Raw genomic sequence first — 15,289 nt, forward strand, 5'->3', positions numbered from 1 at the left:
CACGAGCTGGGAGGACGGACGTTGGGGCGGTTGACCGGCGGGGACCCCTCTCTGCTGCGAAGGATCAATTCCGCGGTGGTGCTGCACGCGCTGCGTGCCACGGACTGCGCGACCCTCACCGAGATCACCCGGGTGACGGGATTGTCCCGGCCCACGGTCGAGGGCGTCGTCGAAGGGCTGATCGAGAACGGACTCGTCGTCGAGAAGGCGGCCGAGGAGGGCGCTGCCCGGCGCCAGGGGCGTCCGGCACGCAGGTTCCGGTTCCGGGCGGAGGCGGGCCATCTGCTGGGCCTGGAGATCGGCCCGCACCGCGTGGCCGCGCTGCTCGCTGATCTGGACGGCCGTGTGCTGGGTGCCATGGCCAAGGAGGTGGACGAGGGCGCTTCGGCGGACGAGCGGCTCGAACGGCTGCGGATTGCGGTCGCCGAGCTGCTGCGCCGCGCGGGAGTCGCCCGCAGTTCGCTGCGGGCCGTCGGCGTGGGCAGCCCCGGGATCGTGGAGGCGGACGGCACCGTGCGGCTGGGCACGGCGCTGCCGGAGTGGACCGGGCTGCGGCTCGGCGAGCGGCTGAGTCGTTCCTTCAAGTGCCCGGTACTGGTCGAGAACGACGCCAACGCGGCAGCGGTCGCCGAGCACTGGAAGGGCGCTGCCACCGAGTCCGACGACATCGTGTTCGTGCTGGCGGGGCTGAGCCCGGGCGCCGGTTCACTCATCGGCGGGCGGCTGCACCGGGGGTACGGGGGCGCGGCCGGCGAGATCGGCGCGCTGCATCTGCTGGGCCGCGAGGTCACTCCCGAGACGCTGCTCTCCACCACGGACGAGCCGCTCCATCCGCTCGACGAGCAGGCCGTCGCCGAGGTCTTCGCGCTTGCCAAGGGCGGTGACCAGCGGGCCCGTGCGGCGGTCGACCGCTTCATCCAGCGCCTCGTGCACGACGTCGCGGCGCTCGTCCTCGCCCTCGACCCCGAGCTGGTCGTCGTCGGCGGCTGGGCGGCCGGCCTGGACGGCGTGCTGGAACCGCTGCGGCGCGAATTGGCGCGCTACTGTCTGCGGCCGCCCAAGGTGACCCTCTCGCTGCTGGGCGAGGCGGCGGTGGCGACCGGAGCGCTGCGGCTGGCTCTCGATCATGTGGAGGAGCAGCTGTTCGCGGTGGAGGGGACCGTTACGGCGCGCCGCTGACCTCGCACCCCATGAACGACGTCGCGCCCCGGATTTCTCCGGGGCGCGACGGATGCGGCTCGACGGGCGGCTTGGCGCGCGGCTCAGGAAGCGCGGCGCTCCGGGTCGTGGTGAATCTCCACGCCGCCGGAGTCGCCGAAGGTCAGCCGACAGGTGTCGGCGCGGTACGTGGCGACTGAGACCGCCGCGGTGCGCCCCTCGGCGAAGAAGCGGGTCGTGACGACGAGGACGGGCGCTCCGGGCAGCCGGTCGAGTTCCTTGGCGTCCTCCGCGCGGGCCGAGCCGAGCTCCACGGCGCGGTCCTGGCCCTCAAGCTCCAGGCGCTGCAGCTCACGCAGCACGGCACGCGCGCGTGCCGCACCCGAGGGCGCGTCGATCGCGGACAGGTCGGGCACCGAGGACGCCGGGATGTAGAGCAGCTCGGCGGCGACCGGCTGCCCGTGCGTCACGCGTGAGCGGCGCACCGTGTGTACCTGCTCGCCGTGGACGGTCTCCAGGATGTCGGCCACCGACGCGGGCGGGACGGCCACCGTGCAGTCCGCGGGCTGCCAGGCGTCGCCGACCGCGCCCGGCCACACGTGCTGCTCGGATCCGACGGCCACGCCCACGCGCGGCGGAGCGACGGTGGTGCCCACTCCGCGGCGGCGCTGCAGCCGTCCTTCCAGTTCGAGCTGTTCGAGAGCCTGGCGCAGCGTGGCCCGGGCGACGCCGAAGCGGGCCGCCAGGTCGCGCTCGTTGGGCAGGATCTCGCCCACGGAGAACTCGGAGTCCAGTGCCTCACTGAGCACGGTCTTGAGATGCCAGTACTTAGGCTCCGGCACCGATTCCAGCTGCTGGGTCCCCACCCTGTCCTCCGCAATCGCCGTGGCCCGGCGGCGTTTTAGCGCCCTTGTTTATTAAAGGTTCTTGCACTATCTCTGCGACCATAGGGCCGCCCCCACCCTTGGTCAAGACCAATCCTCGATCGCTTACGGATTGCACAGGTGCGTTGCCGCAGAGCGTTCACAGGGCGTTCGTGCTGGGCGATGTTCGTGACACAACGCCGAAAGCCCCCGTCCAGAAGACGGGGGCTTTCGGCGTCGCACGGGCACGGGGCTGATGCGGCACGGATTGCCTATATGGCGGACAGAGACACCAGCTTCTCGGGATTGCGCATGATGTAGACGCACTGGATGCGGCCGTCCGCGACGTCCAACTGGAAGACGCTGTCCGGCTTGCCGGCGGAGAGGGTGAGCACCGCGAACCCGCCGTTGATCTCCAGGAAGCGGAACGAGACCTCGGGCACGCCCTTCTTCGCCACACCGACGAGGAAGCGCCCCACCTTGTCGGCGGAATCGAGGACCCGCCTCGGCGCCTGGGACAGGCCGCCGCTGTCGCCGACCAGCCGCGCGTCCGGCGCCAGGAGCGACATGAGCCCCTCCAGGTCGCCCTCTGCGGCAGCGGCGAGGAACCGTTCGGTCAGATCGCGGCGTTCGGCCGGATCGACCTCGTAGCGCGGACGCCGCTCGTCGACGTGCTTGCGCGCCCGCCCGGCCAGTTGGCGAACCGCGGGCTCTCCGCGGTCGAGGACGGCGGCGATGTCCGCGTACGGGTAACCGAACGCCTCCCTGAGAACGAACACCGCCCGCTCCAGCGGCGACAGCGACTCCAGGACGACGAGGACGGCGAGCGAGACGGAGTCGGCGAGCACGGCCCGCTCCGCCGTGTCGGCGACGGCGTCCCCGAAATCGGTGACATAGGGCTCGGGGAGCCAAGGCCCCACGTACGCCTCGTTGCGCGACTGCGCCTGGCGCAGCCGGTCGATGGCGAGGCGCGTGGTGATGCGGACCAGATAGGCGCGTGGCTCGCGCACCTCGGTCCGGTCCGCGCCGGACCAGCGCAGCCACGCCTCCTGGACCACGTCCTCCGCGTCGGCCACCCGCCCCAGCATCCGGTAGGCGACACCCATCAGGACAGGACGGTGCTCTTCGAAGACATCGGTCGCGGTATCGATTGCCACCGTCCCATCCCACCCGACGGCTCTCACCGTGTCCAGGCGGAATCGGCGCCGACCGGAGCACAATGACCCGCGGGCCACCGGTGGCCGGCGGCCTCCCAGTGGAGGAGTGACGATGCGGTACGCGGTTCTGGGCACGGGCGAAGTGGGGCGCACCCTCGGCGGCAAGCTGGTCGAACTGGGTCACGAGGTGTCGTTGGGTTCGCGCACGAAGGACAATCCGGCCGCGGCGGAGTGGGCCGACAACACGGGGCCCGGGGCGGGTCACGGCACGTTCGCGGAGGCGGCGGCCTTCGGCGAGGTGGTCGTGAACGCGGTGGGCGGGCAGGTGGCCGTCACCGCACTGAAAGCGGCCGGTGTGGAGAATCTGACCGGCAAGGTCGTCCTCGACGTCTCCAATCCCCTCGCGTTCGAGGACGGTCAGGTGCGCCTCTCCCCCGTCGAGTCGGACAGCGTGGGCGAGCAGATCCAGCGCGCCTTCCCGCAGGCTCGCGTGGTGAAGAGCCTCAACACCGTCAACTGCCATCTCATGGTCGACCCCGCGCTGGTACCGGGCGAGCACCAGATCTTCGTCTCCGGGGATGACCAGAGCGCGAAGGAGCAAGTGACGGCCCTCCTCGGAGAGTTCGGCTGGCCGCCGCACCGCGTGCTCGACCTGGGCGGCATCCGTACGGCGCGGGCCGCGGAGATGTACCTGCCGCTGTGGCTGACCCTGTTCCAGCACATCGGGCACCCGGAGTTCAACGTGGAGGTACGCAGGGCGCATTGAGGGACGCACGCGCGCGTGGAGCACGACGGCACGCAGGCACGCACGCGCGTGCGGGTTCGTGGCAGCGGGGGGCTACCCGTCGGTAGCAGTTGCTGACAAACTGTCTACAAGACTGTCCGTCAGCGTGTCCCAGACGAGGAGCAGCCCCATGTCCGCCACGGTCTCCTTCAGCCTCCCCTCTCCGCGCGGCCCGAGGACCGTGACCATGTCCTACGCGCGCGTGGGCACCGGTGAACCGCTGCTCCTGCTGCACGGCATCGGTCACCACCGACAGGCCTGGGACCCGGTCCTCCACATCCTGGCGGCCGAGCGTGACGTCATCGCCGTCGACCTCCCCGGGTTCGGCGAATCACCGGCGCTGCCCGAAGGACTCACGCACGACTTGTCGACGGTGGTGCCCGCGCTCGGCGCGCTGTGCGAGGCGCTGGAGATCGAGCGGCCGCATGTGGCGGGCAACTCCCTGGGCGGACTGCTGGCCCTGGAGCTGGGCCGGGAGAAGCTCGTACGGTCCGTCACGGCGCTCTCGCCCGCCGGGTTCTGGTCGCCGGTCGAGCGGCGGTACGCGTTCGGTGTGCTGATCGCGATGCGACAGGGCGCCCGGCGACTGCCGCTCCCGGTGGTCGAGCGGCTCTCGCGTACGGCGGCCGGGCGCGCGGCGCTGACGAGCACCATCTACGCCCGCCCCGGTCGCCGTTCACCCGAGGCCGTCGTCGCCGAGACCCTTGCGCTGGCCCACGCCGAGGGCTTTACCGAGACCCTCCGGGCAGGCAGCACCGTCCAGTTCACGGACGACATCCCCGGGCTCCCCGTCACCGTGGCCTGGGGCACCCGTGACCGGCTGCTGGTGCGCCGCCAGGGCGTCCGCGCCAAGCACATCATTCCCCGGGCGCGGCTGGTGCGGCTGCCCGGCTGCGGGCACGTCCCGATGAACGACGATCCGGCGCTCGTCGCCCGCGTCCTCCTCGACGGCAGCCGCTGAACGGCGCCCCAGGGCGCCCAACGCACCGGATCCCAGGGCGACTCCCGCGCCGACCAGGGCGCTCCCTGCGGCCTGCGCGGCGCCGTACGCGCCCGTGCCGACGAGCGGCGCGGTGCCGGCGGCCGCCACGGGGATGAGCCCGGAGAAGAGCGTGGCGCGTTCCGCACCGATGCGCTGCATGCCCATGTACCAGCACACGAAGCCGACGACTGTGACGACCGCCGCCTGCCACAACAGCGCGGCGGCCTCGGTGGTGTCCGGCAACCGCAGCCACGCCGCTCCGTCGGCGAGCACCCCGGCCACCGCCGACTCGACCGCGGCGATCCCGCAGACGGTGGCCGACAGCAGTCGTGGCCCCAGCGGCCGCAGGACCGGCACGGCCAGGACCGCGAAGCCGACCTCTCCGGCCAGCGCACACACGGAGTACGCGATCCCGGCCGCGTCCGTACGACCCCACCCCTGGACGGTGAAGGCACCCAGCGCGACGAACAACGCCCCGTACAGGACGAGGCGTTGGGGACGGCGTCCCTCCTGAAGGGGCACGAAAACGGCCACGACCACTGGGGCGCAGCCCACGAAGACGCCCGGAACTGCCGGTTCCGCCGTGCGTTCGGCGGCGATCACCGCCAGATTGAAGCCGACCATGCCGATGGCCGCGAGCAGGGCGAGGCGGCTCCACTGGCGCGCGTCGAGCCGGCGCAGGGGCACCGCGCCACCCCGGCCGACCAGCGGCAGGAGCAGGACGCAGGCGAGACCGTAGCGGAGGAACTGGCCACCCGCATACGGGTAGAGCCCCAGGACGCTGTTGGCGGTGAAGGAGCCTCCGACGAGGACGCAGGCGAGGGCGGCGAGCAGCGTGCCCCGGGTGGTGGTGTTCATGACGGTGACGCTATGAAGGGACGTGGTCCGGTTTAAGGTCCACTCCCATGACGTCATCGGGGACCAATTCGAGCGGCCCGTCGTCCGCATCGCCGGGGCCCTCACCCTGGGCCGCCGCCTGGGAGCTGCTGATACCCGCCGCTTCGGCCCCGGCACGCGCGCGTGGCCGGACACTCCGGGCCGCGCTGCGCGAGGCGGTCCGTTCCGGTCTGCTCGCTCCGGGCACCCGGCTGCCGTCCAGCCGTGAGCTCGCCGCCGATCTCGGCGTGTCCCGGGGGCTGGTCACCGAGGCGTACGAGCAGTTGACGGCCGAGGGGTACCTCCGCAGCGATCGGGGTGCCGGGACCTGGGTCGGCGGCGCGGCCCGGGCGGCGAGCCCCCGCGCGCGTGATCTCGCCCCACGGCCCGCCGGCGCGCGGGTCGACTTCGTTCCCGGCACGCCTGACCTGTCGCTGTTCCCCCGTGCCGCGTGGGCGGCCGCGCAGCGCGGCGTACTGGCCGAACTCCCGCACCACGCACTGGGCTACCCGGATCCGCGCGGACTGCCCCGGCTGCGTACCGCCCTCGCCGAATTGCTCGCCCGGCGCCGGGGCGTGGTCACGGACCCGGAGCGGCTCGTCGTGGTCTCCGGAGTCGCGCAGGCGATGACGCTGCTCGGATTCGTGCTCCACGCGCGCGGGGTGCGCGATGTCGGCGTCGAGGATCCGGGGAGTCCCGAACACGGTGCGCTGTACGCCTCGGCCGGCATCGGCACCGTACCGCTGCCGCTGGACGAGGAAGGGCCGGCCACCGGACCGCTGGAGGCGTCGGGCGTACGCGCGGTGGTGACGACGCCTGCCCACCAGTTCCCTTCCGGGATCGCGTACTCCGCGCGGCGCCGCGCGGAACTCCTCGACTGGGCGCGCTCGGTGGACGGTCTCGTGATCGAGGACGACTACGACGGGGACTTCCGCTACGACCGTGCCCCGGTGAGCGCCCTGCAAGGGCTCGACCCCGAACACGTCGCCTACACGGGGTCGGTCAGCAAATCCCTCGCACCGGGGCTGCGGCTCGGCTGGCTGCTCGTCCCCGCGTCCTTCTCCGACGAGGTCGTCGAGCGCAAGCGCACGATGGATCTCGGGAACCCGGTCGTCGACCAGGCGCTCCTCGCGCGCTTCGTGGAACGGGGTGACTACGACCGACAGCTGCGCCGCTGCCAGCGCGCCTACCGGGAACGGCGCGACGCGCTGGTGTCCGCCCTGGAGGAGCATTTTCCCGGCGCGGAGGTGTCCGGAATCGCCGCGGGTCTGCATGCCATCGCCGCGTTGCCAGACCGCTACGGCCCTCAGGACCATTTCCTGGAACGGGCCGCCGCAGCCGGAGTGGCGGTGCGTCCGCTGGCCCACTACGGGGCGGCGGACCAGGGCGGCGTACAGCTGGTGCTGGGGTACGCGCACCTGTCTCCCCCGCGGATCCGCGACGGGGTGCGGTTGATGGCGGAGGCGGCGCGTGGCTGAGCCGCCCCGGAGCCGAGGGTGATGCCGGTACGTGACCGAGCCGCCCCGGAGCCGAGGGCGAAGCCGGTACGTGACCGAGCCGCCCCTGAGCGCGGGGCGGAGGGCGGATGCCTCGCGCGGCTGAGCCGCCACGAAGCGGAGGTCGGGCGCCGTGCGCGGGCCCTTCGAGGCTCCTGCGGCTGAGGTGACACGCAGCCCGGGACGGACGCCGTGTGCGGCTGAGAGGCGGCTGAGTCGCCCCGCCGTCGCACACCAGTCGCACTCCGGATCCCCTGTCTCTGGGGTCAGTTGTTCACTTGTGGTTTCCGTGTGCGCTGCGGCGCCCCAGTAGTTGTGGCATTGCACACTGGCCGAATCCGTCCCTGGAGGCGCATTCATGTCACACCGTCCGCAGAGCCCCTTCCCCGGTCGCCGCAGCGTTCTGCGCGGCTCCCTCGCCGCGTCCGCGGCGCTGGCCCTGCCCACCACGCTCGGCGCGGCACCGGCGCTCGCCATCTCCGGGCGGCCGAAGGCGGGGTGGGGCGTCCAGGCCGGCGACGTGACCGCCGACTCCGGCCTGGTGTGGGTCCGTTCCGACCGCCCCGCCCGGATGATCGTCGAGACGTCCGCGACCGAGGCGTTCCGCAACCCGCACAGATGGCATGGTCCGCTGCTCGACGCGGACACCGACTTCACGGGCACGACACGGCTGCGCGGGCTGCCCTCCGGCGAGCAGATCCACTACCGCGTCCTGCTGGCCGACCCCGACGACCCGCGGCGCACCGGCGAACCGGTGACCGGCACCTTCCGCACGACGCCGGTCGGCCGACGCGGCGGGGTGCGCTTCCTGTGGTCGGGCGACCTGGCGGGGCAGGGCTGGGGCATCAACCCGGACATCGGCGGCTACCGGATCTACGACGCCATGGCCAAGCTCGACCCGGACTTCTTTCTCTGCAGCGGTGACAACATCTACGCCGACGGGCCGATCGCGGCGACAGCGGCGCTCCCCGACGGCAGCACCTGGCGGAACATCACGACCGAGGAGAAGTCCAAGGTCGCCGAGACGCTGGCCGAGTTCCGCGGCAACTTCCGTTACAACCTGCTGGACGAGAACCTGAAGCGCTTCAACGCGCAGGTGCCGTCGATCATCCAGTGGGACGACCACGAGGTACGCAACAACTGGTACCCGGGCGAGGTGATCGCGGCCACGGACACGCGGTACACCGAGAAGAGCGTCGACGTGCTGGCCTCACGGGCCCGGCGCGCGTTCAGCGAGTACTTCCCCATCTCGACGCTGCGGCCCGGCGACAAGGACGGCCGCGTGTACCGGGTCATGCGGCACGGCCCGCTGCTGGACGTCTTCGTGCTCGACATGCGGACGTACCGCAACGCCAATTCACCCGACGACCGGACCACCGACCCGCAGGGCATCCTCGGCGCCGAGCAGCTGGAGTGGCTCAAGCGCGAACTGTCGCGGTCGCGGGCCGTGTGGAAGGTGATCGCCTCGGACATGCCGCTCGGCCTGGTCGTGCCCGACACGACCGAGGGCAAGCCGAACATCGAGGCCGTGGCCCAGGGCAACCCGGGCGCGCCGCTCGGGCGCGAGCTGCAGATCGCCGAGCTGCTGCGGTTCATCAAGTACCGGAAGATCACGGGCACCGTCTGGCTGACCGCCGACGTGCACCACACCTCGGCCCAGCACTACCAGCCGTCGCGGGCCGCCTTCACCGACTTCGAGCCGTTCTGGGAGTTCGTCTCCGGCCCCCTCAACGCCGGTGCCTTCCCGGCGAACGCGCTGGACAACACGTTCGGCCCAGAGCGAGTGTTCGTGAAGGCGCCGACCGCCTCGAACGTCTCGCCCGCCGGCGGCTATCAATTCTTCGGCGAGGTCGACATCGACGGCGACAGCGGCGAGCTGACGGTGCGGCTGCGCGAGCAGGACGGGACCGTGCTGTTCACGCAGGTGCTGCAGCCGGGGCGTGTGGGGCAGTAGCGGGGGCGCTCGGGGACGCCGGCGCGGCCGTGGAGGCCCGTGACCGTCTCCGACTCCCGTACCCTCGAACCGTTGGGCCGCGCACCGGAGTCATCCCCCGGTGCGCGGCCCCGTTCGTCCGTCGCCGAACCCGGCTCGCGAGCGCCTTTTCGCAGGTCAAAGCCAATTGTCAGTGGTCGCCTCTACGGTTTTTTCCATGACGCGATCTCTGCAGGCCGTGGCCTACACCCGATCCTCCGCGCTGGAATCCGCACCGGGCGGACGGCGCCTGGGACTTGAGACCTCACGTGGTGCCACGCCCATGGGGTTCGAGGAGCATCCGCAGTTCTTCGCAGGCTTCTTGACGTCGCCTCAGGTCGCCGCCGCCGGGCTGCTCGCGGTCGCCGACGTGGCGGCGGCCCGTTACTACCAGCGGCAGCTGCGTGCCTCGCTGGACCCGGTGGTCACGGGCAACGGCGACCGGCTCCGCTTCGAGTCCTTCTCCGGCTGCGGCGGGGTGTACGCGCGTCTGGACGTCATGACGGCGGGCCTCGACGGCGGCGAGGTGGGGCACGGGACAACCAATGTGGACGTCAACAACCCACTGCGGGAGGCGCTTTCGCGGATCGGCACGGACGATCCGCTGCACCTCCGGGTCGGCCCGGACGAGATGGCCGTGACCACCCTGGACGGCCCCGTGGTGGAGAAGAAGGTGCCGTTGCCCGACCGCTGGCTGCGCGGTTTCGCCGAGGCTCAGGTGATTGCGGCCGGGTTCGACCTGCGGGCCGAGCTGCCGGCTGCCGAGGCCGTGCGGTTCCTGCGCTCGCTTCCGCGCGGCTCCGCACGCGGGGCCGCGCGCGGCGCACAGTGGGTGGTACCCGCGGGGCGCGGTCTGCGACCGACGACCCGGCCGGTACCGGGAGCGGTGTGCCTGCCCGGCCCTGAGCGGCTGATCGCCCTGCAGCGGGTGCTGCGCCATGCGACGGCCCTGCGGGTGTACGGCCCTCCGGTCACCCGTGAGGCCACCGCCGCCGGCGCGTGGGAGGCCGTCCTGCCCGGCATGCGGCTCACGCTCACCCTGTCGCCGGACGCCTCGCGCGGGTTCTCCGGGGAGGGCGCGGTGCTGGACGCGCTCGCCGCCGACGAGGCCACCGAGGACGCGGAGTTGATCGCCGTCCTCCTCGCCTGGGAGCCGCGCATCGATGTCGGCGAGTTGGCCGCCGCCTCAGGCCTGCCGACCGAGCGGGTGCGCGCCGCACTGGTGCGGCTCGGCACGTCGGGGCGCGTGGGGTACGACACGGCAGAGTCGGCGTACTTCCACCGCGAACTGCCCTACGACGCCGAGCGTGTGGAGCACCACAATCCGCGGCTGCGCGCGGCCCGCGCCCTGGTCGCCGCGGGTGCGGTCGCCCTGGACGGCGCGCTCGGCACGGTGACCGCCGACGACGGACATGTGCACCGGGTCCGCGACGACGCCGGGACGCTGAGTTGCTCCTGCTTGTGGTGGGCGAAGTACCGGGGTGGGCGCGGGCCCTGCAAGCACGCGCTGGCGGTGCGCATGGTGCGGCGGGGAGCGCAGGCACCACACGAACGGGTTCTGGTCGACGGGGGCGATGTGCGATGAGCGGCGAAGCGCTGGTGCGGGCGGTACGAGCGGGGCAGACGGTGGAGGCAGCAGGTCACCTGGACGGGATGACCGATGCCGAACGCCGAACCTGTCTGCCCGCGTTGAAGGAACTCCGCAAGGAGCTGCGCACCGCGCAGTGGAGCGAGTCGTCCCGCAAGGCCTATCCCGCGCTGCACGCGGCGGGGGCCGCGTGTCACACGGGCGCCGCGGGCGCGGCGACCTGGATCGCGTCCGCCGACATGCGCTGGTCCCAGGCCTCCCCCGGCGTGTTCCTGCGTGTGCTGGGCGACCGCGAGCCCGCTTGGCTCGGCGACGTGGCGCACCGGCTCGCCGAGCGGCCGGTCACCTCTCGGATCTCGTATGCGCTGCTGTCAGGGCTCGTGCAGCTGTCCGGCTGTGAGGTGCCCATCACCGACGCCTATGTGGAGGGCTGGTTCGAACACATCGGCAGTACCTGGCATCGCGGGGGCACCGTGGTGGAGCGTCTTCGCCAGGAGCCGCACTTGGCGCGGATGATCGCCGCGCTCTTCGACTCCCTGGACGTGACCAGCCGGGTCGCCTGGCTCTTCGGCGACGGGCCGGGCAGCTGGTACAACGCGCTCGCGGAGCTGGCCGGGGAAGGCACCCTCGACCGCGAGGTGCTGGTCGACGCCTGCGTGGCCCGGCTGCTGCGCGGCGGTGCCCCCGCCGATCAGCGGGTGTTCCTGAAGCTGTTGACGTGCCTCGACCTGTCCCGGGACGAGGAGCGGGAGCGCTCCGCCGACTGGATCGCGCTCGCTTCCCAGGCGACGTCGACGGTGGCGTGGCACGCCCAATCGGTCCTCGCCTCCCTGGCGCTGGCCGACGAGTTGACGCCCCGACAGCTCGCCGAGATGTCGTCCGGCGTGCTGTTCCGTACCGAGAAGAAACTCGTACGGGCGCAGCTCGTCCTGTTGGGCCGGACGCTCAGGCGCGATCCGTCCACAGCGGGCGAACTGCTGCCGGCGGTGGCGCAGGCCTTCGGACACGAGGACACGGAGGTGCAGGAGCGTGCTCTGAAGCTCGTGGAGCGGCACGTGGCCGGGCCGGACGTCCCTGAGGGCGTCCGTGAGCAACTCGTCAAGAAAGCTGCCGAGTTGAGCCCTGGAGTGCGGATCCACGCGGAGAGGCTGCTCGGCGCCGAAGCACTGAGCGCCGCACCGGTGATCCACGTAGAGGTACTGCCGCCCGTGCCGGAGCGGGCTCGGCTCGCTCCCGCCCCGGCTTCGGCGGCCGAACTGGCCGAGGAAGTGGGCGCCCTGCTGGCGTCGGGCGGCGACGTGGCCGCATTCGAACGCACCTTGGACGGCCTGGTCCGGCAGGCGTACGACGATCGCGACGGCCTGGTGGAAGCCCTGCGCCCAGTGGTCGCCCGACGCTGGTGGATCGACGCCGATCCGCATTACCCCAACGTGGACACGTACTTCCGCGAGGCGCCGTACGGCTTGGAGGTCGTCCTCGCCACCCTGCTCGGTCATGTGCGTACCGACACACTTCACGCGGCGGTCCAGCAGGGGACGACGAGAGGCGGCTGCCGGCACGCCGCTCTGTCGCGCGCCTTCGACGCACGCCTGTGGGAGGTGGCCCACCGGATCCTTGTCGAACCGCTGCCCTTCCTGCTGGCCACGCCCACCTGGGGCACGGGGCTGTTGGAGCCGGAGGAGCTGGTGGCCCGCCTCTCCGCGTACCGACGGCTCGATACCCGGCCGGGGACGGCGGACTTCGCCCAGTCACTTCTGAGGGTGCGGCGGGACGACCGTGCGACGGCGGAGGCGGCCGCGGGGCGGGCCCGCGCCCTCGGCACCCCTGAGGGGTACCGGCTGGCCCAGTGGCTCACTGCCGAGGGGCCGGACCTTCCCCTCAGCCGACGGCGGACGTCGGGCGTCCGCATCCTGCTGGAACTGGGCGAACTCGAGGAGTTGCAGGGACAGTTTCCGTCGGAGTTCCGCGGGTTGGGACGTCCGCTGTCCGTCTTCAAGGATCGTTGGTACTGCCCGCACTGGGACCAGTCGGATCGGCAGCACTGGTCGGCCGTCGCGCCCGGGCGGCGGGAGTTGGTAGCGGCACGCGTGCTGGACGACCTGTCCTCGGTGGCCGTGGACGACAGCCGTCGAGGAGCCGCCATCCTGCCGCTCCTCGCCGAAGCCGACGGTGAAGCGGGCGAGGCCCTTCATCTGTGCCTGGCATACGGGCTCGGGGCACGGCACACGGAGGACCGGCTCTCCGCCGTGGACGCGTTGCTGGTGCTGGCCGCACGGGGACAGCTCGACGCGGGGCGGCTCGGCGGCGACCTCGGGCAGTTGGTGCGCCGGGGGGCCGTCAAGCCGCTGCGGCTGGCCGAGTCCATACGGACGGCGGCGGCCACGGGAGCGTACGCCACCGTCTGGTCGGTGCTCCGCGAGACGCTGCCGATCCTGTTGGCCGATCTCTCGACGGACGCGACGATCGGTACGCCCGCGCGCGGGCTCGGGGATCTGCTTGCCGTCGCCGCCGACTGCGCCGAGCGGACCGGGGCGCGCGGTGACGTCGCGCATCTGGCGCAGGCGGCCGGGAGGCGCGGCTCGTCCAAGTTGGTGACTCAGGCCCGTCGGCTGAGGACGGCACTGTCCCAGGGGGTCGCCGCCTGACCAGGGTCGTAAGCCCAGCCGTCCAACCCGAGCAAAAGACCCGTAAAAAGAACTGCAAAAGGGGCAGAACTACACTTAACCGATCAGTCACAAACCGTTCGTGATCACGCAACACCCTTCCTTCACAGTAGTTGCATGACTCCAGACATGTCAGATGTGACCCGTGCGAGGCACGGTCGACCTGTCCACCACTGGCGGCGGGACGTCGTCGAACTCGCCGCGCTGTTCACGGCCGTCGCGGTCGCGGACGCCGTTGCCAACCTGATCGGTCACGGACCGGACGGACCCGCCCTGCTGCTGATCTCGGCGATGATCCTCGTCGCCACGGCCGGGTTCCACACCTGGTGGGCACGACGCCACGGTCACGCGCCGCCGACGGACGATACCGGCGCCCGGCCGATCGCCGACGTGCGACGGGCCGGGCCGTCCGAGCAGCGCGAGCGGGCCGGGGAATCCGGCGCGACACCGGAGGCCGTCGCCGGGGCGACCGTGCTGTGGCGGATGCGGACGACGGTGAAGGACGCGCCGGGTTCGCTGGCCGCGCTGTGCACGGCGCTGGCGCAGCGACAGGTCGACATCCTGAGCCTGCAGACGCACCCGCTCGCGGAGGGCACGGTGGACGAGTTCCTGCTGCGCGCTCCCTCGGAGCCGACGGCGTCCGAGATCACCCGTGCGGTGTCGCAGGCAGGTGGCACCGGCATCTGGATCGAGCGGGCAGACACCCACGACCTGGTGGACGCGCCGACGCGGGTGCTCGGCCTGGCCACCCGTACCGCCCTGGACGCCGCGGAACTTCCCCTCGCGTTGCGGCAGTTGCTCGGCCGCTGCACCATCCGCTCGCTGCCCGCCAAGTCCCCGGTTTCCGGGCGTGCGGAGGAGGCGGCTCCCGTGGAGGGGGCGCTCGAGGACACCGTGATGCGGCTGCGGGCGCCGGAGGGTGGGGTGATCACGGTGGAGCGGCCGTATTTGCCGTTCACGCCGACCGAGTTCGCGCGGGCGCGGGCGTTGGTGGAGCTGGACGCGCGGCTCGGTCCGCGGATCCCGCACGGCCAGGACATGTTGACGCTGCCTCAGGGAAACGCCATCACCGTGCGACGCGCCGACGTCTCCGACGTCGAGGCCGCCAAGGCGATGCACGAGCGCTGCTCGTCCCGCACGCTGGGCATGCGCTACCACGGCCCGGTCGGCGACGTGGACCGCTACCTCAACCATCTGCTCAGCCCCCGCTTCGGACGCACCCTCGCCGTGCAGACGGCATCCGGGCGGATCGTCGGGCTCGGCCATCTTCTGTGGGACGGCGACGAGACGGAGATCGCGCTCCTCGTCGAGGACGACTGGCAGCGACGCGGTATCGGCGGCGAACTGCTCGGCCGCCTCGTGACGATGGCCGTCGAGGCCGGCTGCGAGAGCGTGTACGCCGTCACGCAGGCCTCCAACACCGGCATGGTCGCCGCCATGCGCGGCCTCGGCCTCCCCCTCGACTACCAGATCGAGGAGGGCACCCTGGTCATCACCGCCCGCCTGGAAGCCACTCCGGTGGCTTCGCGACTGCCGTACGACGAGGGGCAGCGGGGAGAGCACGCGGTGCGGGACTAGGCCGTTTCTCTTGCGCGGGTGGGGGACGGTGCCGCCCGCGGCATGGGCGGCCACAAGCCCCAGGCCCTGGGGCGGCCCCGGACCTGTGGCGCGCCTCCGGGGGACCGGCGCGGCGGTGACTTCGGGTGGCTGAGGCGGCGACGTTCGTCACGGAGGCCGCCGTGGCCTGGCG

At 72.1% G+C, this 15,289-nt stretch carries 10 protein-coding genes and 1 pseudogene; 8 read left to right on the forward strand and 3 right to left on the reverse strand.

Features of this window, described 5'->3' with window-relative positions; genetic code table 11:
• The first annotated feature begins 21 nt into the window (after positions 1-21).
• Entirely contained in the window at positions 22-1,179 is a 1,158-nt protein-coding gene (locus IEY95_RS04440; protein ID WP_189184463.1) for an ROK family transcriptional regulator, read from the forward strand.
• Between the two features lie 83 nt (positions 1,180-1,262).
• Here the strand turns inward: IEY95_RS04440 and IEY95_RS04445 are convergent, their stop codons facing one another.
• Complete coding sequence (locus IEY95_RS04445) at positions 1,263-2,024, reverse strand: GntR family transcriptional regulator (protein WP_189184464.1); 762 nt, start codon at positions 2,022-2,024, stop codon at positions 1,263-1,265.
• A gap of 269 nt (positions 2,025-2,293) precedes the next feature.
• Positions 2,294-3,178: an RNA polymerase sigma-70 factor gene (locus IEY95_RS04450; RefSeq protein ID WP_189184465.1), complete on the reverse strand. Its 885-nt coding sequence runs from the start codon at positions 3,176-3,178 to the stop codon at positions 2,294-2,296.
• A 112-nt stretch (positions 3,179-3,290) separates the two neighbouring features.
• Between IEY95_RS04450 and IEY95_RS04455 the strand changes: the two genes are divergently transcribed.
• Positions 3,291-3,944 (forward strand): NADPH-dependent F420 reductase, encoded by a 654-nt coding sequence (locus IEY95_RS04455; protein ID WP_189184466.1) that lies wholly within the window; start codon positions 3,291-3,293, stop codon positions 3,942-3,944.
• A 148-nt stretch (positions 3,945-4,092) separates the two neighbouring features.
• Positions 4,093-4,923 carry an alpha/beta fold hydrolase gene (locus IEY95_RS04460; RefSeq protein ID WP_189184467.1) on the forward strand — a complete coding sequence of 277 codons (831 nt, stop codon included), beginning with the start codon at positions 4,093-4,095 and terminating at the stop codon, positions 4,921-4,923.
• A gap of 525 nt (positions 4,924-5,448) precedes the next feature.
• Here the strand turns inward: IEY95_RS04460 and IEY95_RS51015 are convergent.
• Positions 5,449-5,892, reverse strand: a pseudogene (locus tag IEY95_RS51015) (DMT family transporter); the annotation flags it as partial.
• On the opposite strand from IEY95_RS51015, the gene pdxR reads away from it, so the two are divergent.
• The 5 genes from pdxR to IEY95_RS04490 all read left to right on the forward strand — a co-directional run bounded on the left by pdxR (position 5,850) and on the right by IEY95_RS04490 (position 15,117).
• Positions 5,850-7,298: a MocR-like pyridoxine biosynthesis transcription factor PdxR gene (gene pdxR, locus IEY95_RS04470; protein WP_189184468.1), complete on the forward strand. Its 1,449-nt coding sequence runs from the start codon at positions 5,850-5,852 to the stop codon at positions 7,296-7,298. The pseudogene IEY95_RS51015 and the gene pdxR overlap by 43 nt on opposite strands.
• Before the next feature lie 376 nt (positions 7,299-7,674).
• Entirely contained in the window at positions 7,675-9,270 is a 1,596-nt protein-coding gene (locus IEY95_RS04475) for an alkaline phosphatase D family protein (protein WP_189184469.1), read from the forward strand.
• Between the two features lie 196 nt (positions 9,271-9,466).
• The gene (locus tag IEY95_RS04480; RefSeq protein WP_189184470.1) at positions 9,467-10,873 is read left to right on the forward strand and encodes an SWIM zinc finger family protein; all 1,407 of its coding nucleotides are present in this window, start codon (positions 9,467-9,469) and stop codon (positions 10,871-10,873) included.
• Complete coding sequence (locus IEY95_RS04485; protein ID WP_189184471.1) at positions 10,870-13,521, forward strand: DUF7824 domain-containing protein; 2,652 nt, start codon at positions 10,870-10,872, stop codon at positions 13,519-13,521. The genes IEY95_RS04480 and IEY95_RS04485 overlap by 4 nt, the downstream gene beginning before the upstream one ends.
• 147 nt (positions 13,522-13,668) lie before the next feature.
• Entirely contained in the window at positions 13,669-15,117 is a 1,449-nt protein-coding gene (locus tag IEY95_RS04490; RefSeq protein WP_229702549.1) for a GNAT family N-acetyltransferase, read from the forward strand.
• The last annotated feature ends 172 nt before the right edge of the window (positions 15,118-15,289 follow it).

Source organism: Streptomyces albiflavescens, assembly GCF_014645835.1.
GTDB lineage: Bacteria > Actinomycetota > Actinomycetes > Streptomycetales > Streptomycetaceae > Streptomyces > Streptomyces albiflavescens.

What these genes read in the sequence shown, in the direction of transcription:
- IEY95_RS04455 (WP_189184466.1), top strand. Translation starts at nt 3,291, where the DNA reads ATGCGGTACGCGGTTCTGGGCACGGGCGAAGTGGGGCGCACCCTCGGC.
- IEY95_RS04460 (WP_189184467.1), top strand. Translation starts at nt 4,093, where the DNA reads ATGTCCGCCACGGTCTCCTTCAGCCTCCCCTCTCCGCGCGGCCCGAGG.
- pdxR (WP_189184468.1), top strand. Translation starts at nt 5,850, where the DNA reads ATGACGTCATCGGGGACCAATTCGAGCGGCCCGTCGTCCGCATCGCCG.
- IEY95_RS04475 (WP_189184469.1), top strand. Translation starts at nt 7,675, where the DNA reads ATGTCACACCGTCCGCAGAGCCCCTTCCCCGGTCGCCGCAGCGTTCTG.
- IEY95_RS04480 (WP_189184470.1), top strand. Translation starts at nt 9,467, where the DNA reads ATGACGCGATCTCTGCAGGCCGTGGCCTACACCCGATCCTCCGCGCTG.
- IEY95_RS04485 (WP_189184471.1), top strand. Translation starts at nt 10,870, where the DNA reads ATGAGCGGCGAAGCGCTGGTGCGGGCGGTACGAGCGGGGCAGACGGTG.
- IEY95_RS04490 (WP_229702549.1), top strand. Translation starts at nt 13,669, where the DNA reads ATGTCAGATGTGACCCGTGCGAGGCACGGTCGACCTGTCCACCACTGG.